16 protein-coding genes are annotated in these 18,718 nt (G+C 63.8%); 8 read left to right on the top strand and 8 right to left on the bottom strand.

Annotated features, from left to right (window positions below; all coding sequences use genetic code 11):
• The first annotated feature begins 31 nt into the window (after positions 1–31).
• Entirely contained in the window at positions 32–691 is a 660-nt protein-coding gene (gene hpf, locus BLT92_RS01440; protein ID WP_092102272.1) for a ribosome hibernation-promoting factor, HPF/YfiA family, read from the top strand.
• A gap of 107 nt (positions 692–798) precedes the next feature.
• Here hpf and BLT92_RS01435 read toward each other — a convergent pair whose 3' ends face one another.
• From BLT92_RS01435 to BLT92_RS01420, 4 genes are all read right to left on the bottom strand, one after another.
• Positions 799–1,872, bottom strand: a complete 1,074-nt coding sequence (locus BLT92_RS01435; protein ID WP_092108653.1) for a DUF418 domain-containing protein — start codon at positions 1,870–1,872, stop codon at positions 799–801.
• Between the two features lie 68 nt (positions 1,873–1,940).
• Positions 1,941–2,582, bottom strand: coding sequence for a response regulator (locus tag BLT92_RS01430; RefSeq protein ID WP_197679651.1), 642 nt, complete (start codon positions 2,580–2,582; stop codon positions 1,941–1,943).
• Between the two features lie 28 nt (positions 2,583–2,610).
• The gene (locus tag BLT92_RS01425) at positions 2,611–3,744 is read right to left on the bottom strand and encodes a sensor histidine kinase (RefSeq protein ID WP_092102266.1); all 1,134 of its coding nucleotides are present in this window, start codon (positions 3,742–3,744) and stop codon (positions 2,611–2,613) included.
• 70 nt (positions 3,745–3,814) lie between these two features.
• Complete coding sequence (locus BLT92_RS01420; RefSeq protein WP_092102264.1) at positions 3,815–4,381, bottom strand: hypothetical protein; 567 nt, start codon at positions 4,379–4,381, stop codon at positions 3,815–3,817.
• Between the two features lie 175 nt (positions 4,382–4,556).
• On the opposite strand from BLT92_RS01420, the gene BLT92_RS01415 reads away from it, so the two are divergent.
• Together BLT92_RS01415 and secA are read left to right on the top strand one after the other, a co-directional pair.
• Positions 4,557–5,798, top strand: a complete 1,242-nt coding sequence (locus BLT92_RS01415) for a winged helix-turn-helix domain-containing protein (RefSeq protein WP_092102261.1) — start codon at positions 4,557–4,559, stop codon at positions 5,796–5,798.
• A gap of 54 nt (positions 5,799–5,852) precedes the next feature.
• A complete protein-coding gene (gene secA / locus BLT92_RS01410; RefSeq protein WP_092102258.1) occupies positions 5,853–8,549 on the top strand; it encodes a preprotein translocase subunit SecA in 2,697 nt (898 codons plus the stop codon).
• A 39-nt stretch (positions 8,550–8,588) separates the two neighbouring features.
• Here secA and BLT92_RS01405 read toward each other — a convergent pair whose 3' ends face one another.
• Together BLT92_RS01405 and BLT92_RS01400 are read right to left on the bottom strand one after the other, a co-directional pair.
• Positions 8,589–9,059, bottom strand: coding sequence for an Rv3235 family protein (locus tag BLT92_RS01405; protein ID WP_092102254.1), 471 nt, complete (start codon positions 9,057–9,059; stop codon positions 8,589–8,591).
• Positions 9,056–9,739 (bottom strand): LysM peptidoglycan-binding domain-containing protein, encoded by a 684-nt coding sequence (locus BLT92_RS01400; protein WP_092102251.1) that lies wholly within the window; start codon positions 9,737–9,739, stop codon positions 9,056–9,058. Before BLT92_RS01400 ends, BLT92_RS01405 begins: the two co-directional genes overlap by 4 nt.
• A gap of 148 nt (positions 9,740–9,887) precedes the next feature.
• Between BLT92_RS01400 and BLT92_RS01395 the strand changes: the two genes are divergently transcribed.
• Positions 9,888–10,403 (top strand): hypothetical protein, encoded by a 516-nt coding sequence (locus BLT92_RS01395; protein WP_092102248.1) that lies wholly within the window; start codon positions 9,888–9,890, stop codon positions 10,401–10,403.
• Positions 10,404–10,457: 54 nt separating this feature from the next.
• Here BLT92_RS01395 and BLT92_RS01390 read toward each other — a convergent pair whose 3' ends face one another.
• A complete protein-coding gene (locus BLT92_RS01390; RefSeq protein ID WP_092102246.1) occupies positions 10,458–10,679 on the bottom strand; it encodes a helix-turn-helix domain-containing protein in 222 nt (73 codons plus the stop codon).
• 140 nt (positions 10,680–10,819) lie between these two features.
• On the opposite strand from BLT92_RS01390, the gene BLT92_RS01385 reads away from it, so the two are divergent.
• The 3 genes from BLT92_RS01385 to BLT92_RS01375 are packed head-to-tail and all read left to right on the top strand — an operon-like array spanning position 10,820 to position 13,149.
• Positions 10,820–11,470, top strand: coding sequence for a hypothetical protein (locus BLT92_RS01385; RefSeq protein WP_092102244.1), 651 nt, complete (start codon positions 10,820–10,822; stop codon positions 11,468–11,470).
• Positions 11,467–12,687 (top strand): CpaE/TadZ family protein, encoded by a 1,221-nt coding sequence (locus BLT92_RS01380; protein ID WP_092102241.1) that lies wholly within the window; start codon positions 11,467–11,469, stop codon positions 12,685–12,687. The genes BLT92_RS01385 and BLT92_RS01380 overlap by 4 nt, the downstream gene beginning before the upstream one ends.
• Before the next feature lie 9 nt (positions 12,688–12,696).
• Entirely contained in the window at positions 12,697–13,149 is a 453-nt protein-coding gene (locus BLT92_RS01375) for a DUF6912 family protein (protein WP_092102239.1), read from the top strand.
• 53 nt (positions 13,150–13,202) lie between these two features.
• Here the strand turns inward: BLT92_RS01375 and BLT92_RS01370 are convergent, their stop codons facing one another.
• Complete coding sequence (locus BLT92_RS01370) at positions 13,203–13,667, bottom strand: DUF2505 domain-containing protein (protein WP_092102236.1); 465 nt, start codon at positions 13,665–13,667, stop codon at positions 13,203–13,205.
• Between the two features lie 139 nt (positions 13,668–13,806).
• On the opposite strand from BLT92_RS01370, the gene BLT92_RS01365 reads away from it, so the two are divergent.
• Entirely contained in the window at positions 13,807–18,699 is a 4,893-nt protein-coding gene (locus tag BLT92_RS01365) for an NAD-glutamate dehydrogenase (protein ID WP_092102233.1), read from the top strand.
• Positions 18,700–18,718: the final 19 nt, after the last annotated feature.

Raw genomic sequence — 18,718 nt, 5'->3', positions numbered from 1 at the left:
AATCCGAAGAACGAGTCGCTAAGGACGCATCATGGACATTGTTGTCAACGGACGTCAACTGACCATCTCCGACAGTTTTCGGGCCCACATTGAGGACAAGATCGCGAAGGTCGAGCAGCTCGCGCCGCGAGCGCAACGAGTCGAGGTGCACGTCGCTCATGAAAAGAACTCTCGCCAGCCAGAGACCAGCGAACGAGTCGAGCTCACCGTCGTAGCGAAGGGTCCGGCCATTCGCGCAGAAGCCATGGCAAGCGACAAATATGCTGCATTGGACCTCGCCTGGGCGAAGCTCGTCGAGCGATTACGGCGCGCGCGGGACCGCAACAAGGTGCCTCGAGCCGGTCATCACCGGAAGGAATCCACCGCTGAGGCACTGGCCAAGATGCCCGTTGCCGATTCCCTGGTTCCCGAGGAAGGCGAGGCCATCACTCCGAACGAGCCGGAGAACACCGACAAGACGAACGGTCGCATCAAGGCCGAAGGCGACTCACCCGTGGTCCTACGTGAGAAGACATTCAACGGGGCTCCCATCGGCATCGAGGAAGCACTCAACCGCATGGAGCTCGTCGGACACGACTTCTATCTGTTCATCGACGAGGAGTCGAGCAAACCGTCCGTCGTCTACCGCCGCAAGGGATGGAGCTACGGCGTCATCACGCTCGATCACGAACTTCAGGGCGCTCTCGACTGACCTGACCTGGGCACACGCGAGAAGACGAGCACGATCGCCGAGGTGGGACCCCCCCCCACCTCGGCGATCTGCGTCTGGCGTCGTTGCCTTCTTTGTTGGAGCCGGTCTCAGGCTCGAGAGCCCTCGCGGCCCCAGGTGACCAGACGCCAGAGCCTCTCCAGCGGCCCCTGCCCGACGAAGCGCAGCCACAGGGCGGAGACCAGTATCTGGATGACCATGATGGTGATGCAGACGAGCACGCCCGCCAAATATCCGCCATGCTCATCGAACTGGGCCAGGTCGGGCTCAACGGCCTTGGCAGCGAGGATGAGCAGGGTGGCACCGATGTAGTTGCTCAGCGCCATCCGACCCAGAGGAGCGAAGATCGGCCGCAGGATCGCCTCGGCGGGGGTGGTCATCAGCAGCATGACGATGATGACGAAACACAGCGCCATGGTGATGCCGAGGCCGGCGGTGATCCACATGTATAGGTGGCGGGTGTTGTAGTCGGTGATGAGGAACCCGAACACGGAGATCACGGCACTCGCGGCACCGATGGGGGCCAACCAGCCCGGATGACGCAGGCTGCGGCGGACGAGATCGGTGTACCCAGCGGCGAAACCCAGCAGGAAGAGTCCGGGGATGATCACCATACCGCCGCCGGACCAGACCCCAGCGGCCAGGAGCACCGCTCCGGCGATCGACGTGGTCACGGCCAGTGCTCGGGCGGGAATCCACGTCGAGGGCAGCAGGATGAGGAGCGCGACGATCGCATAGGGCAGCAGAGCCTCGCCGGGCTGCAGGAACGTGTGGCCGACTCCGATGACGCCGAGGAACAGGAAACGACGCAGCAGCGCCAGCCGAGGTCGGCGGCTGCGGTTCCTGGCCGAGTTCCACATGATGCCGAAGCCGATGCCGAACAGCAGGGAGAAGATCGGGAAGAAGCGGTTCTGCACGAAGTCCTGTTCGACCCTGTACAAGCTCTCGACCGCTCCGGTTTCGCTGACGGCGTCGACGCCGAACATAGGCGGCAGATTGACGATCATGATGCCGCACAGGGCGAGCCCGCGAAGAACGTCGAGGGCTGCGATGCGGGATCGGCCTGCTGAACGTGAACCGCTCCTGGCACGGGTCGTGTCCGTGGTGTGGGCCGGGGCGATGGTCGGTGGTGTGGGCGGGTGGTCACTGGTGTCTGAACTCATGATTCCCATTCTGGTCGGATCCGCCCGCCGCCCACATCAGCACAATGGCCGGAGTCTGAGAGCGAGGGTCAGCCATTCGGCCGATTCATCACACCCGACTCCCACATCCGGGCGGCGATCTCGACCCGGTTGCGGGCTCCGAGGCGAGTCTGGATGTTGCCCAGGTGGGTCTTCACGGTCCCGAGCGAGATGAAGAGCTCGGCGCAGATCTCCTGGTTCGTCCGGCCCCTGGCCACGAGACGAGCGACGTCGTTCTCCCGACCGCTCAAGCCTGCGACCCGGTCCTCGCCCGCACCACCGGCCTGGGCGCGGCGGCTGAGCAGATCCAGGGTCAGCGACGGTGAAATCAGGGCATCACCGTTCGCGGCCGCCCTGACCGCGGCCAGCAGCAGATCGGGTCCGGCATCCTTGAGGAGGAACCCGCTCGCACCGCCGGCCAGTGCCGCATCGACGTAGTCATCATCGTCGAAGGTCGTGACCATGATGACCTTTGAGATCGGGGTCAGGCGGGGAAGTGCGGCGAGTCCGTCGAGTTTGGGCATACGAATGTCGAGGAGGATGACGTCCGGCTGTTCGCGTTTGGCCAGTTCGATGGCATCGACGCCGTCTGCTGCCTGCCCCACCACGGAGATCGACTCATCGGCGTCGAGGATGAGGGAGAACCCCATCCGCACCATGTCCTGGTCATCGACCAGAGCCACTCGAATCACGTTCGACCTCCATCAACCGCCATCGGTCTCATTCGTCTGCTGTCGGGTTCAAGGGTATCCGAGCCTCCAACACCCACCCGCCGTCGTGGCCCGGCCCCGCAAGCAGACTCCCGCCGAGGTGGTCGACCCGTGCGCGCAGACCACGCAGTCCCGTTCCACTGCCGGTTCCGATCCCACCGGGACCGGGGCCGTTGATCACGGTGAGGGCGATGTCGGCAACATGTCGCTCCTCTGGCCTCGCCGAGGCGGCGGTGGACACCCGCACCATGACCGGGACCCCGGCTCCCGCATGTCGGCGGATGTTCGTCAGCGCCTCAGCCAACACCCGGTCGAGGACGGGCCAGACGGAGGAGGGCACCACCTCGGTGACGGTGTCATCGACGTCGAGAGTGAGGGACGATGCGCCCTCGAAGCCATCGGCCCGATCGCGGAGAGCCTGGATGCCGGAAGCGATCGGCGACCGGGCACTGGAGTTCGCAGGGGCATTCGAGACCAGCGCTCTGATCTGCTCGAGGGCACGGGTTCCGGATTCCTCGATCTTGCCCAATGCGGTCGTGAGGACTCCGGCGTCCTCGCTGCGTGCCGCGGCCTGTGAGAGGACGATGATCCCGGTGACCTCGTGGGCGACCAGGTCGTGGAGCTCGGTGGCCATCCGGCGTCGTTCCGCCTCGACAGCGGTGGCATGACGTTCGATCAGGGACCGGTCGACCATCCGCAGGAGCAGCCCCAGGGCGAGGCTGGCCACGATCACGGTAGACGCGCCGAAGGCGAATGTGAGGCCATCGCTCCACATCAGAGCGGGTGTGACGATGCTTCCCACCGAGAGCAGAATGAGCATCAGGAGTTGTGCGCCGGCGGCAAACCAGCGGGCGAGCATCACCACCGTCACCATGCTCAGCCACAGCACGGTCAGGCTCAGTGTTGTGGCCAGGGCCACCGGCACGAGGGAAAGGAGCAGAGCCAGAGCCGCGAGTGCGAGCATCCCTGTGCTCGGTTCCTCGCCTCGGGCAGTGCGGCGCTGAGAGCGCACCAGGATCGGCAGCGCGGTCGCCAATGCGAACACATTGGCGACCGTGAGCAGCCACCCTGATCCGGTCAGCAGCTCCAGCGCGAACGTCAGGGGCAGTGGGACGATCCACAGCCACGTGATCACAGTCTTCATCGGTTCACAGTGTAGTCGGGGCACTGAGCCGCTCAGATGCTCAGCCGCTGAGGGAGCGGGACCGCGCTGATCAGTTCGCGGCGACGAAATCGGGGGAGTCGTAGTCGAGCCCGATGACCACACCGGTATCGGTCACGGCTGCCCCATTCTGGCTCACGCCCTTTTCCACCGCGATCTCACCGGTCTTGTGTCCATCGGCGAACAGGCGCAGCTTGTGGTCCTTGACATCGGCCGAGTAGGTGACCTTTGTGCCGTCGACCATCGCGGATTCCGTGAATGAGCCGTCGGCGCGTTCGATCGGATCAACCTCGCCTTCAGGGTGGTCGAAGGTGACGAAGCGGGTGAGGCGGTCAGGTTCGCCGTTGCTGAGCCGGTGGACGAGCAGCTGGTCCTTGTTCGTCCCGTCCTGCAGCTCGAGATCGACATAGGTGAGGTCGACGGAGTCGCGCATGGCGAAGAGGATGTAGGGGCGACCATGGACGTCGATCGCCGAGGCATCGATGCTGCGCTCGTCGAGGTAGTCCTCGACCTGTCCTTCCAACGCGAGCTTCGATTGGTGTTCCCAGACGAAGAGCGCGCCGACGGCGGCGGCGATGATGACGAGCAGTGAGGCGAGGGCGATGATGGCTTTCTTCATGAGGTGTCCTGGTTCCTTCGGTTGGGAGTGGTTGTGACGTCCTCAATCCTTCCGCTCGCGACCTATCCCGGCTTCGGCCGAAGGGCTGATCCGACTCGGCCGGATGGACACATGTGGCGGTGCGGGTCTCTGCGATTGTCTGTGCCGTGTCATGGGTGTGCTCTACTGTGGGCCCATGCAGAAGATGACACTGTCAGCAGCACGGAGAACAGCGATCGCAGCGACGGGGCTCGATCGTCCGCGCCCGTCGCGGGTGACGGCGCGGCACCTGAAATCAACCTTTGCCAGAATGGGACTGACCCAGATCGACTCGGTCTCACGAGTGGTGCGTGCGCACTACCTGCCGTACTACTCGCGGCTCGGCCCCTACCCACGCGAGACCCTTGATCGGCTCTTCTACTCACCACCGCGCATGGGCGTCGAATACTGGGCCCATGCCGCGGCCTTCGTTCCGCCGGAGACATGGCGACATTTCGAACGGACCAGAACCGAATGGTGGCGCAACGACTACGGTCAGCGTCACCCCGACAGCGGAGGGGACTTCCGAGCTCTGCAGCAGTCGGTCCTCGACGTTTTGGGATCGGGGCCGAAATCCGCACGAGCGGTCGCCGAGCTCGTGGACCATGAGATCCCCGAACGCAACCGCGGACACTGGGGATGGAACCCCAGCCAGGTCAAGATTGCGCTCGAAGCGCTGTTCGCCGGCGGCGTCATCAGTGCCGCCGGGCGCAACGATCACTTCGAACGCGTCTACGCTCTGCCGCACGATGTCAGTCCTGCCCTGCCGCAGACGACGCTGTCCTACGGGCCAGCCTCCCAACCAGAACTGGGCATCGCCCCCGAAGCCGAACGCCCCCGCGGTGTCTCCGGCACAACCAACAACGTGCTCGAACTGACCCGGATCGCGGCCCGGGCACTGGGCATCGCCCGTCCTGACTGCCTGGCGGACTACTTCCGGCAGCGGCGCGGGCCCACAGATGAGGCGATCACCTCGCTGCTCGTCTCGGGCGAACTCATCGAAGTCGACGTCGAGGGGACACGGGCGCTGAAATGGCATGCCGCGAGGACGCCTCGTTCTGTCGCGGCCAGAACTCTCCTGGCCCCATTCGACCCCTTGGTCTTCCACAGGCCGCGGATCGAATGGCTTTTCGACTTCCACTATCGGATCGAGATCTACACTCCGGCTAAGGACCGTGTCCACGGGTACTACGTGCTGCCGTTCCTCCTCGGCGAACGCCTCGTCGGACGAGTCGATCTGCATCGGGACCAGGCGGCGAACACCCTCCGGGCGCTCAAGGTGACATGGGAACCGGGCGAAGAGCACGAGGAGGACCTGGCGCTGGAACTGCGCGAAATGGCGAAGTGGCTCGGATTGGGGGCCGTGGATATGAGTGGTACTCACCTGCCATTAAGCTAGGGATTATAGAGTCGTCCGAGTTGTTGTCAGGCATTCATGCCGATTAGGAGAAAAGTGGCTAATTTCCTCGAGAAGCTTCTGCGTACCGGTGAGGGACGCACGCTGAAGAAACTCCGCCAGTATACGGATGCGATCAATGCGCTGTCCGAGGAGTTCAGCGAAATGTCAGACGCTGAGCTTCGGGAGGAAACCGATCGCTTCAAGAAGCGCTATCAGGATGGGGAGACCCTCGAGTCGCTACTTCCGGAGGCCTTCGCCGCTGTCCGTGAGGCCTCGGAGCGGACCTTGGGCATGCGCCACTTCGACGTGCAGCTCATGGGCGGGGCGGCACTGCACCTGGGCAACATCGCTGAGATGAAGACAGGTGAAGGCAAGACCTTGGTCGCGACCGCGCCGGCCTACCTCAATGCCCTCACCGGCGGTTCCGTGCACATCATCACGGTCAATGACTATCTGGCCACCTATCAGTCCGAACTCATGGGGCGTGTGTTCCGGTTCCTCGGCATGGAGACCGGCTGCATCCAGGCGAACATGTCCTCGGACAACCGTCGCAAGCAGTATGCCGCCGACATCACCTACGGCACGAACAACGAGTTCGGCTTCGACTACCTGCGCGACAACATGGCCTGGTCTGCCGAGGAATTGGTGCAGCGCGGACACGCATTCGCGATCGTCGACGAGGTCGACTCGATCCTCATCGACGAGGCCCGCACCCCACTCATCATCTCCGGTCCGGCCGAAGGCGATGGCAACCGCTGGTACGAAGAGTTCGCCAAGGTCGTCAAGCGGCTCAAGACCGACCGCGACTACGAAGTCGATGAGAAGAAGCGCACGGTGGGTATTCTCGAACCCGGCATCGAGCGAGTCGAGGACTACTTGGGAATCGGCAACCTCTACGACGCGGAGAACACCCCGCTGATCAGCTTCCTCAACAATGCGATCCGCGCCAAAGAGCTCTTCAAGAAGGACAAGGACTATGTGATCCTCGACGGTGAAGTCCTCATCGTCGACGAACATACCGGTCGTGTGCTCAAGGGGCGCCGCTACAACGAGGGTCTGCACCAGGCCATCGAGGCCAAGGAGAACGTCAAGGTCCAGGCAGAGAACCAGACCCTGGCGACGATCACTCTGCAGAACTTCTTCCGTCTCTACAAGAAGCTCTCCGGCATGACCGGTACGGCAGAGACCGAGGCTGCGGAGTTCATGTCGACCTATAAACTCGGTGTGGTCCCGATCCCGACGAACAAGCCGATGCAACGCATGGACCAGTCGGATCTCGTCTACAAGAACGAGGTGTCGAAGTTCGATGCCGTCGTCGACGACATCGCCGAACGCCACGAGACCGGACAGCCGATCCTCGTCGGCACCACCAGCGTCGAGAAGAGCGAATACCTCTCCAAGCACTTGGCGAAGCGCGGCATCCGCCACGAAGTGCTCAACGCGAAGAACCACGCAGGTGAAGCCTCCATCGTCGCGCTGGCCGGGCGGAAGAGCGCGGTCACAGTGGCAACGAACATGGCCGGTCGCGGTACCGACATCATGCTCGGCGGCAATGCCGAGTTCCTCGCGGTGGCCGAAATGGAGAGGCGTGGATTGGACCCGCAGGAGGACGAAGAGCAGTACGAGGCCGAATGGCACGACGTCATCAAGGCAGCGGAGAAGCGAGTCAAATCCGAGGCAAAGGAAGTCGTCGAGGCCGGCGGACTGTACGTCCTCGGCACCGAACGTCACGAATCCAGGCGTATCGACAACCAGCTCCGTGGACGTTCAGGACGTCAGGGCGACCCCGGTGAGAGTCGCTTCTACCTGTCCCTGACCGATGATCTGATGCGACTCTTCGGCTCCGGTGCCGCCGAGCGGATCATGGCCACTGCCAATGTTCCCGACGATGTTCCGCTGGAATCCAAAATGGTCTCCCGGGCCATTCTCTCGGCGCAGACTCAGATCGAACAGCGCAATGCCGAACAGCGCAAGAACGTCCTCAAATACGATGACGTGCTCAACCGTCAGCGCACCGTGATCTACGATGAGCGGCGCAGTGTCCTCGACGGGGCAGATCTGGAAGAACAGGTCGCGAAGTTCCGGGAGGAGATCATCGACACCTATGTGGCAGAGGCCACCACCGGGCCGGTCGAGGACTGGAAGGTTGACGAACTCTTCGAAGCGCTGGGCAAGATCTATGAGCCTTCGATCACCGAGGAGGACCTGGCCGAAGAGGTCGGCGGAATCGGCAACCTGACGAAGAACCGCCTCAACCAGGAGATCCAGTCGGATATCGAGGTGTTCTATGAACAGCGAGAAGAGGCCCTGGGCGAAGAAGCCACCCGTGAACTCGAACGCCGCGTCGTTCTCTCGGTCATCGACAAGCGCTGGCGCGAACACCTCTACGAGATGGACTACCTGAAGAACGGCATCGGCCTGCGCGCCATGGCGCAGAAGGATCCGCTGGTGGAATATCAGCGCGAAGGTTTCGACATGTTCAAAACCATGCAGGATGGGATCAAAGAGGACGTCGTCCGACTCACCAACACCCTGCAGGTGACCGTGAACCGGGCCGAGGACACGTCCGACGACGACTCCGAGGTTGAGGTCGATGCGGCCGAACTGCGTCACACGACGCCCAAGATGCAGCTCTCGGCTCCCTCCGAGGACGGTTCGTCCGCAATGTCAGAATCTGAGGATGAAGAGTCCGGGGACGAGCAGCCGGCCAATCGTGCCCAGCGCCGCGCGAAGAAGAAGGCGAAGAGCTGAGTCTGCAGCTCTGACCTCTCGCTCACCGTCTGCAGGCGCTCACATCGTCTGCAGCGCAGTCATCGTCCACCGGGTGGTGAGCAGTTCCAAGCGGATTGCCACCGCCCGGAATCGGTTCTGTGTGCGGACCACGACGGTGACTTCGGCGATGGCGTCGGTGACCCGGCAGACCCTGGCATTGCCCGCACGCAGGGTGCGTGTTGGACCGAGTTCTCCGATCGGTTTGCTCGGGGCGACCTCTGCGCGAAGCTGGGCGCGTTGATCGATTTTGTCCAGCAGAGTTCGGTCGACCCAGCGGGAGATGGAATCGCTGCGCCGTATGCCGGCGAAGATCTCCAAACACGCCACCGCCAACGATGTCGCGGTAGCCGCAATGCGTCCGTCATCCCTGTCGTCTTCGCCGCCTCTGCTCTGCTTCGCAGCAGGGGCGGTCGCAACAGGATTCTGCGCTCCGCTGCGCAATGGCGTCGATGCCACTCGAGGACGTGAAAGCACCAGTGGGGCGGTCATAGCTGAATCTCCAATCGTTGGCCGGGCATGATGAGGTTCGGGTTCGCACCGATGACGTCCCGGTTGTCTGAGTAGATGTCGTCGACGATGTCCTGGGTGACGCCACGGGATGAGGGCTGGTCCGCAGCGATCGACCACAGGCTTTCCCCGGCTCCGACAATATGAACCTCAGCCTCATCGTCGGTGGTCGGCGCGTTCTGATATGGGGAGGGCTCGGATCTGGGGGCCGGTGGAGTCGTCGGCCAGCCCGGGTCCGACGGGGTGTCGTCGGGGACTGCGGTCGGCCAGCCCGGATCGAGCGAGGGGGCGGCTGCGGTGGCAGCGAATACCCGATGATCGTCGACTGCGAGTGCATCGGCCGGCAGGGGAGAGGCGTGCGCCGCGTGGACAACCAGGCTGGCCGAGGCCGCAGCAAGAACACTCGAGCGCAACATGGTGGGAACGATGCGCAGTACGGTCTTCGTGGCCATTGTTCTCATGCGCCCATGGGGAAGGAGCCTGACCAGCATTGTCAGCAGTGAGACCACCCCAACCCGAGAGAACAGCACGGCGGCCGTGCCCACGACGATGATGACAACGAGATCAGTGGTGCTGCGCGGCGCAGGGAGGTGAACCCAGGTGGTGATGAATGCACCGATCAGACAGAGCCACGAGATGGTGCAAGCTGCCAGCAGATACATGAGAGTTGTCCTTCTTTGGAAACGTAACTCTATAGTGCTGTTAGATGCAGTTTGATGTCAATAGGGAAATATAAATACGATGGTGTAGTTCTGCTGATATGCGCCGAGGCTCTTGTTTGTCGCTCTTCGCTGCGGCAGGGTTCATCTCATGGATGATCGGATCGACGCACTCCTGTCGGATGTCGAAGCAATGCACGCTTCGCGGGAGGCCCACGCCAGGAGAGGTGAGCTCAGTGACGAAGTCGCGGCTCATGCCGCACAGCGAACCCTGCTCGAGCGCATGCGCGGCGCGATCGGCCAGCCGGTGCAGGTGGTTGTCGCCGCCCGAGAGATATCAGGGACGGCTGTCTTTCTGGGCAATGGGATCTTCGTCATCGCCGGCATCGACACAGCCGTTGTGGCAATCGAATGGATACGAGAGATTCGCACCCGATCGAGAAGGCACAGCCGCGAATCCGGGCCCTTGGAGCGACTGGGGATGGGATCGGCGCTCAGGCGCCTGGCCGCCGTCCATGAGGAGGTCTCCCTGGAATTGGCGGGTGAGGGCGGGGCTATCCGCGGGCGCTGCGACATGGTTGCCTCTGACTATGTCGAGATCTCGGGGCGGATCGTCCCTCACCGTGCGATTGCGCTGGTCCAGACCCGAGTCAACCCCTTCGCCTAGGCGCTGGTGCCCAGTCGCTTCTCGACCAGGGGAGCGAACGCGTTCGCTCTCGCTTCAGTCGTCGAACGAACCGGTTTTGATCTCGTGCTCGGTGCGTTCGTACATCCGCTGGATGTACGCCTCGATCTCGGTCTTCTCCACCCGCCACTGTCCGCGTCCGCCGACCTTGATGGCACGAAGATCCCCGGTGCGGACCAGGGCGCGGGCCTGAGCGATCGAGACATTGAGCAGATCGGCCACATCGGTGAGCGGCAGGAAGCGATTTTCGACGACCATGAGGGCCCTTTCCCATTCCAGGTGACTGATTGCTTGGTGACAATTTTTGCCAAAACCATTGCTTTGACCTCGTTTGGTGTTCAATACTATCACTCAGAAACAGTTCCTGTCATGGGAAATTTTCCAGAGGTGGAGATGCAATGGAGCTCTCGAAACGAATTCGTCGGCCGAAGTGGACCGATGCCCGCCTGCTCGTCGGAGCGGTCCTGGTCGTCGTGGCCATGGTCGCGACCTACCTGCTCATCAGCACTGCGAACGCCACCACCCGGGTGTGGGCCAGCGCGGTGCCGCTTGTCCCGGGTCAGGTGGTCAGTACTGAGGATCTGACAGTGGCAGAGGTGAATCTGGCTGATATCGGCGACAAGTACCTGTCCGCGGATGCCGGTTTCCCGGATCAGTCGAGCGTCCGCGCCGTGATCGCCGCCGGTGAGCTTCTGCCGGCCTCGGCCCTGGCCCCCGTCGCCGAACTCAAGGGCAGGATCGTGGCCATCGATGTCGCCGGTTCGGTGCCCACGGTCGTCGACGCCGGCAGTCTGGTCGACGTGTGGGCCCAGCCCGAGTCCACAGGACTCGACGATGAAGGCGTCGACCCCCAGCAGATCGTGACCTCGGCTCCGGTTTCCAACATCACTCGTGAGGTCGGCAGCTTCGGCGTCGGGGACGGTGCCAGGATCGAGGTCTTCGTCGCCAGCACGGAGCTCTCCGATGTGCTCGGCGCCCTCGACGGCAACAGTCTCCTCTCGGTCGTCGGCGCACCCGCGGCGGTCAGGGCCGAGAGCGGTCAGTCATGACGCAGGTTCTCCTGGCCGTGGACTTCGAGTTCGACCTGATCCTGTTCGAGCTCCTCAGCGAGGTCGACGAGGTCACCATCGTCGCCCGCCCCGCAGACGACGTCGAACTGCTGGCACTGTGCCGGACCGGCAGCGCCGACGCCGTCATCGTCGGCCAGTACTTCCCGGGATTGGATGCACAGGTCATCGCCGCGATCCGGGCGGCGGGGACGGCGGTGCTGGGATTCGGCAACGACGCCGAGGCGCTGGAGGCACTCGGCATCGGCAGCCATGTGCCGTCCACCGCCGACGCCGAAACCGTTGCCCAGGCGCTCGACGACACCCGCGATTCCACCGTCGTCCCGCCGCGACCCAGAACCCCACCCGGACCACCGGGCGGGCAGGGACACATCGTCACGGTGTGGGGGACGGGCTCCTCACCCGGTCGCACGCTGACGGCGGTCAACCTCGGCGACCACGGCGCCAGACAAGGCCATCGCAGTGTCGTCGTCGACGCCGACACCGTGGCGGCGATGGTGGCCACGACCCTGGGGCTGACGGAGGAGTCGGCGCATCTGGCAAGTCTGTGCCGACTCGAGGCGGAAAAGACTCCGCCCCTGGACGTCTCCGCCGTTCCGCATGCTGCGATACGCGAGGACTTCCATGCCGTCACCGGTTTGACCAGGCCCGACAGGTGGCCGGAGATTCGAGCCTCGGTCCTCACCGCGGTGCTTGCCCGTCTGGCTACGATGTTCGACCTCGTCGTCGTCGACGTCGCAGACCGGGTGGACCCCGACGATGACTTCGCCGACCCGTTCTACGACCGGCACTGTGCGACTCGGGCCTCCCTCGACGCCGCAGACACCGTTCTGGTCCTGGCCGCCGGCGACCCGATCGGTCTGCAGAGACTCGTCAAGCTCCTCGGCACAGACAGGGCGGAGTCAATGGGTTCAAAGATGCGCATCGGGATCACGAAGGTCCGGGCAGGTGCCGTCGGCCACCCCGCCGAGGTGCGCATTCGCGAAGTGCTCAACAGATTCGTCCGTCGCGACCCCGATTTCATCTTCAGTGACGAGCCGGCGACGGTCGATGCCGCCATGTTGGCCGGGCACACCCTCCACGAGGCGAATCCGAAATCGGTGCTCAGCCAGGAGATCGCTGACGTGGTGGCCGAGCTGCTGCCGGCCCGGAAACGGTCACGAAAGCCGGGTGCTCGGCGCAGAGCGACGTCCCTTTAGGATTGGAGCATGTCCATTCGCTGCTACATCCCGACCACACTGACCGCGCTGCGTGCGGGACTCGAATCCGTGCACGCGGTCGCCCCCGATGCCCAAGGTCGAGAGCTGGGTGGGGAGGAACTCGAGGCACGAGAATTCGACGCTCTGTGCATCGCGGCCGCATTGGCCGCCACCCAGGCGTTCGAGGCCTCCGCTGTCTCACCGCGCGCGGTCGTCGCCTACGACGCGCCCGATTCGAGTGCCGGTGAAGGGCTGGCCGAAGGATTCGACGTGCTCACCCTGGACGGAGTCGAGATGACATCAATCGCGAGCATCCACCTCGACGAGGCCGAGGTCTGGGAGGAAGCTGCCGACATCGCAGCCCAGCGGGGAACCGAAGCAGCGGAGGACCACCTCGGCGAGGCTGACCTTCTCTGGTACGACGTGAGCGAGCTGCCCGAACTGCTGCGCGACCAAGACTGAGGCCAGGCGAACCCGGCCAGCGGTCTCAGGATGCCAGCCTCAGGTCGCCAGCCTCAGGGCTGGTCGAGCTTGTGCAGACGGTCGTCCAGTCGCGTTTGCAGAATAGGCACAACTGCCTGTTCGACCATCGACCCGAAGAGGGGAATCGAGGAGCTGATCTCGGCGCGCACCGACAGCGACGTCCCCGAATCTGTCTGCGCGAGCGTGATGAGCGCATCGATCTCGACGGGCACTCCTGCCGCATGGGCGGTCATCCGGATCTCCGCGCTGTCTCCGATGACATCTCCGGGAATGAGGTAGACCTCGACGAGTTCGGCATTCGCCGGCAGATGAGAGGCCAGGGCAGAGGGCATCTCACTCTTCGGCAGCGGCGTCTTCACCGTCACCTCGGTGTCGGGATCGATCCGCTTCGCATGGGCCTCGGATCCCAGGGACTGCCAGGTCGAGACGTCGGCAAGCCTGAGGAGAAGAGCCGACAGTGAATCCGCGTATTCATGGCTGAGTGTCAGAGTTCGCATAGCTTAAGTTTGCCAGGCGATCGGAGTCGTGATGCGGCAGGGCCGTCGGCGTGCCTTTCTCAGCGTTTGAGCATAGTGTGGGAGATGGCGGTTCGACGTCGAATCGCAGTAAATTTTGCGCGCTGATCATAGAGGTGACATGGTGTCTCAGGTCTCATATTCGGACATTGCAGAAGAGTGGAGGAAGCAGAAGGGGCAGGGTGCCCCGAAAAATTTCCTCGAGGCGTACTATCCGCGCTTCGAACCTGGCACAGCCGAAGCAGGAACAGAGACTCTGGCCGCGGCGGCCGCCTCGCACTACGCACTGGGACTCGAGTACGACGGGCGATCACCGGCGATCTCCATCTACAATCCTGGAGTCGACTCTCCCGAGTTCCGCGATAACCACACCGTCATCGCGATGGTCCTGACCGACATGCCGCACCTCGTCTCCTCGACCGTCAGCGATCTGGCGAGCAGCGGTCGTGCGATCCGTCAGGTCCACCACCCCATCATCGCCGTCGAAGGACAGGGCTCCGAGCTGTCGGTGCTGTCCCCGGCCGAGGCCCCGGCGGTCTCCGCCGACACCGCCGGCATCCCACTCGTAGCTGAAACCGCCGAGGCGAGCGGATCCGTCCTTCCGCAGCAGCAGTCCTGGATCCGCCTCGAGATCGATCGACTCCCCGAAGAGGATCACGGCAGGCTCGCAGACCAGCTGCGCAGCGTACTCGACTACGTCTCCGCCGCAGCCACCGATGCCAGCGCCATGGCGATCCGGGCCAAGGACATCGCGACGGAGCTGCAGGCGAAGCCTCCGCGTTCGGAGCTCGCCTCTGAGGCCGAAGCCGCCGCGGAGCTGCTCAACTGGCTCGACGGACACTTCACCTTCCTCGGATACCGCGAGTACGACTACTCCCGTGATGAGAGCCAGAGCAGCCTCGAACCGATCGAGCACACGTCCCTGGGCATCTCCACTCTGCGGCCGTTGGTGAAGTCGCGCCTGAGTCAGGCAGTGGCCGATAAGGCCAGTGAACCCCATGTGTTGGTGCTGACGAAGGCGAACTCGCGCTCACGGGTCATCCGGAGGTCCTTCATGGACTACATCGGGGTCAAGACCTTCGACGCATCCGGTGAGGTCGTCGGCGAACGCCGCTTCGTCGGTGTGTTCAAGCCTGAGTTCTACAACGACAGCGTCCTCAACATTCCGGTCATCAACCGCAAGGTGCGCAAGATCCTCTCTGCCAGCGGATTCCCCGCCGGATCCCATTCGGCGAACGAACTCCTGGGCATCCTCGAGACCTATCCGCGAGATGACCTCCTGCACGACACAACAGAGACGATCTTCGAGGTCGTCATGCAGATCGTCGACATGCAGGAGCGTCGCCAGTCACGGGTCTTCGTCCGCCGTGACCCCTACCAGCGGTTCGTCTCCGTCATCCTCTACCTGCCCCGCGACCTCTACGACACGGCGGCGCGCATGCGGGTCCAGGAGGTTCTGCGAAAGTTCTATCAGGCCGAGAGCGTCGACTTCGACGTGCTGCTGACAGAATCCGCGCTGGCCCGCATTCACTTCGTCGCCCGCGTGGCCCGAGACGTCGAACTGCCGCAGATCGATCCCGAGACCGTGGAGAAGCGGATCGTCGGCGCCGTGCGCTCCTGGTCCGAAGACGTCCACGCCTTCCTCGCGCCCACTGAGCGCGGAGACAGGGACAGTTCGGTCGCTCGCGCTGACCGGTGGTCAAAGGCGTTCCCGCCCAGCTACGAGGAACACCACACGCCCGCTGATGCGGTGGCCGACGTCGGACGGTTCGAAGCGCTGGAAGCCGGTCATGGTTCGGCCGTGCGACTCTACCGCCCGGAGGACACCTCGGACGCCCCGGTGCGCCTGGCGCTCTACCGAGACGAGCGCGTCGGACTCTCGGAGGTGCTGCCGTTCCTCACGGCCTTCGGAGCAACCGTTCTCGACGAACGCCCGCACGAGCTGGACCTCGTCGATGGGTCGCACCGCTACATCTACGACTTCGGACTGACCTTCCCCGAAGGGCTCGACGATGCCGATTGCGAACGGATCTCAGATGCGTTCATCGCTGGCTGGGAGGGCAAGAAGGAAGCCGGGGTCTTCGACCGCCTCGTCGTCTGCGGTATGCACTGGAAGCATGTGACGATCATCCGTGCACTGGGCAAATACCTGCGCCAGGCCGGTTTCACCTACTCCGACGCCTATGTGGGCGAGGTCTACAGCGACAATCCGGAGATCTCACGACTGCTGGTGGACTACTTCTTCGCGAAGTTCGATCCCGCCACTGACGAGTCCGTTCGCGCAGACAGGATGGACGAACTCAACGAATCGGTCGAGTCGTCACTCAGCCAGGTCGCCAGCCTGGACGCGGACCGTGTGCTGCGCTCCTCTCTCGAACTGCTGCGTGCCACCGTGAGAACGAACTACTTCCTCGACGAGTCCGGCGAATTGCCGACGGCACTCGTGCTCAAGATCCGAGCCAACGAGCTCAGCTTCGTACCCAAGCCCAAACCGGCCCTGGAGATGTGGGTCTACTCGCCCCAGGTCGAAGGCGTGCACCTGCGCTTCGGCACAGTAGCCCGCGGCGGCCTGCGGTGGTCCGATCGTCGCGATGACTTCCGCACCGAGGTCCTGGGCCTCGTCAAGGCCCAGATGGTCAAGAACGCGCTCATCGTCCCGACGGGCGCCAAGGGCGGGTTCTTCCCCAAGCAGCTGCCTCCGATGAGCGACCGCGAAGCGTGGATGGCCGCCGGCCAGGCCGCCTACGAGGTCTTCATCGAAAGTCTGCTCGAAGTCGCCGACAACCTCGTCTACTCCGCCGACGGCGGTGAGCAGGAGGTCGTCCACCCGAACCGTGTGGTCCGCCACGACGGTGATGACTATTACCTCGTTGTCGCCGCCGATAAGGGAACCGCACGCTTCTCAGACGTGGCCAACGCCATCGCCGAGCGTCGCGGTTTCTGGCTCGGTGACGCCTTCGCCTCCGGCGGATCGGTCGGCTATGACCACAAGAAAATGGCCATCACTTCCCGCGGTGCATGGAAATCCGTCGAACGCCACTTCCGCGAACTCGGCGTCAACACCGCGGCCGATGACTTCACGGTCGTGGGCATCGGCGACATGAGCGGCGACGTCTTCGGAAACGGCATGCTGCGCAGCGAGCACATTCGGCTCGTCGCGGCCTTCGACCACCGGGACATCTTCCTTGATCCGAATCCCGATGCTGCACGCAGCTTCGTCGAACGCAAACGCCTCTTCGACTTACCGCGCTCCAGCTGGCAGGACTACGATCGGGAGCTCATCTCCACCGGAGGCGGAGTCTTCCCGCGATCGGCGAAGTCCGTGGACCTCAGCCCCGAGGCCGCAGCGGCCCTGGGACTCGAGCCCGGCAAACGCAGCCCCGCCGAGCTGATGACGCAGATCCTCAAAGCCCCCGTCGATCTCGTCTACAACGGCGGAATCGGCACCTACATCAAGTCCTCGGATGAGAGCCATAGCGATGTCGGCGACAAGGCCAATGACGCCATCCGCGTCGACGGCCGTGACCTGCGCAGCCGGGTCGTCGGAGAAGGCGGCAACCTCGGCGTGACCCAGTTGGGCCGAGTCGAAGCAGCCCTGAACGGCGTGGCGATCAACACCGATGCCGTCGACAACTCGGCAGGAGTCGACAGCTCCGACCACGAGGTCAACATCAAGCTGCTCCTGCGCACACTGCTCCACAAGGGAGCTTTCGCGGCCGAGGATCGGGAACGCGTGCTGCTGTCCTTCACCGATGACGTCGCTGATCGGGTGTTGGCCAACAACTACGCCCAGAACGTCGTCCTCGGTGAGGCACGGGCGCAGACCGAATCGATGTCGGGCACCTATGGGCGGATGCTCAGTTATCTGGAGAAGAACGCCGACCTCGATCGTCAGGTCGAATTCCTGCCCGATGCGCTGGAACTGTCCACCCGTGACTTCAATTCGTATGTCTCCCCGGAGCTGGCCGTTCTGCTGGCCTACGCCAAGATGCATGCGGCCGACGAGATCCTCGACAGCGTGGTTCCCGATGAGGACTGGATGAAGCGGGAGCTGACCTCCTACTTCCCTGACTCCCTGGTCGAGAAGTACGGAGAGCTGATCCCGGAGCACCCGCTGCATCGCGAGATTGCGACGGCGAAGCTCGTCAACCGGATGATCGACCGAGGTGGGCTCACCTACGTCTACCGGATGCTGGAGGAGACACCCGCCTCGGTGCCGCAGATCGCCCGCGTCTTCGTCGTCGTCTCCGAGATCTTCGGACTCGATGACTTCTTCGAGGCGGTGTGCGCACTCGACAACAAGGTGCCCACCTCAGTGCAGGTCCAGCTGCAGCACGCCTATGTGCGTCTGCTCGATCGGTCCTCTCGCTGGCTGGTGCAGCAGGCCCCCGACACACTCGACGTCGACTCCGGCATCGAGACCTACGGCAAGGTCGTCGCGGCGCTGCGGGCCAGGGTGCCCGACCTCGTCGATGGGTTCGACGCCGAGAGCATGAGGGCCACGGCTCAGGGCTTCATCGACGAAGGCGTGCCGAGCGAACTCGCGTGGCGCGCGGCAGCTCTGCTCGACGAATTCGCACTCCTCGACGTCGCCCAGCTGTCCGGCCGGACGAATGAATCCGCAGAGGATGTCGCCGAGGTGTACTACGCCGTCAACGACAAGTTCTCCGGTTCGCAGGTGCTGACACTCATCGGCGACCTCGACCGCAGCGACCGGTGGTCGGCACTGGCCCGCGGCTCATTGCGCGATGACTTCTACTCGGCCATCCTCTCGGTGGCCGGAACAGTTCTCGCCGCGACGGACTCGCCGATCTCCGGGACTCCCGACGAGCGTGCCAAGCAGCGTCTGGCCGAATGGCTCGAACGCAATGACACAGTGGCCGCGCGTGTGTTGGATACGACCGAGACCATCCTCGGACTCGAGTCCGTCACCCAGGCCCCTCTGTCGGTGCTGCTGCGCATGATGCGCGGCGTGGTCCGCTCCTCGGCATGGGAATCGGAGCACGGTTTCTGAGCAGTGACCGCAAGAGATC

It is taken from the genome of Brevibacterium picturae, from assembly GCF_900105045.1.
Classification (GTDB): Bacteria; Actinomycetota; Actinomycetes; order Actinomycetales; family Brevibacteriaceae; genus Brevibacterium; species Brevibacterium picturae.
Note: the sequence above shows the minus strand (reverse complement) of the source record. Positions and strands in the feature narration are given on the sequence as shown.

Bases quoted from the DNA above. Each gene is read 5' to 3' on its own strand.
- hpf (WP_092102272.1), top strand. From the start codon at position 32: ATGGACATTGTTGTCAACGGACGTCAACTGACCATCTCCGACAGTTTT.
- BLT92_RS01435 (WP_092108653.1), bottom strand. From the start codon at position 1,872: ATGAGTTCAGACACCAGTGACCACCCGCCCACACCACCGACCATCGCC.
- BLT92_RS01425 (WP_092102266.1), bottom strand. From the start codon at position 3,744: ATGAAGACTGTGATCACGTGGCTGTGGATCGTCCCACTGCCCCTGACG.
- BLT92_RS01420 (WP_092102264.1), bottom strand. From the start codon at position 4,381: ATGAAGAAAGCCATCATCGCCCTCGCCTCACTGCTCGTCATCATCGCC.
- BLT92_RS01415 (WP_092102261.1), top strand. From the start codon at position 4,557: ATGCAGAAGATGACACTGTCAGCAGCACGGAGAACAGCGATCGCAGCG.
- BLT92_RS01405 (WP_092102254.1), bottom strand. From the start codon at position 9,059: ATGACCGCCCCACTGGTGCTTTCACGTCCTCGAGTGGCATCGACGCCA.
- BLT92_RS01400 (WP_092102251.1), bottom strand. From the start codon at position 9,739: ATGTATCTGCTGGCAGCTTGCACCATCTCGTGGCTCTGTCTGATCGGT.
- BLT92_RS01395 (WP_092102248.1), top strand. From the start codon at position 9,888: ATGGATGATCGGATCGACGCACTCCTGTCGGATGTCGAAGCAATGCAC.
- BLT92_RS01390 (WP_092102246.1), bottom strand. From the start codon at position 10,679: ATGGTCGTCGAAAATCGCTTCCTGCCGCTCACCGATGTGGCCGATCTG.
- BLT92_RS01385 (WP_092102244.1), top strand. From the start codon at position 10,820: ATGGAGCTCTCGAAACGAATTCGTCGGCCGAAGTGGACCGATGCCCGC.
- BLT92_RS01380 (WP_092102241.1), top strand. From the start codon at position 11,467: ATGACGCAGGTTCTCCTGGCCGTGGACTTCGAGTTCGACCTGATCCTG.
- BLT92_RS01375 (WP_092102239.1), top strand. From the start codon at position 12,697: ATGTCCATTCGCTGCTACATCCCGACCACACTGACCGCGCTGCGTGCG.
- BLT92_RS01370 (WP_092102236.1), bottom strand. From the start codon at position 13,667: ATGCGAACTCTGACACTCAGCCATGAATACGCGGATTCACTGTCGGCT.
- BLT92_RS01365 (WP_092102233.1), top strand. From the start codon at position 13,807: ATGGTGTCTCAGGTCTCATATTCGGACATTGCAGAAGAGTGGAGGAAG.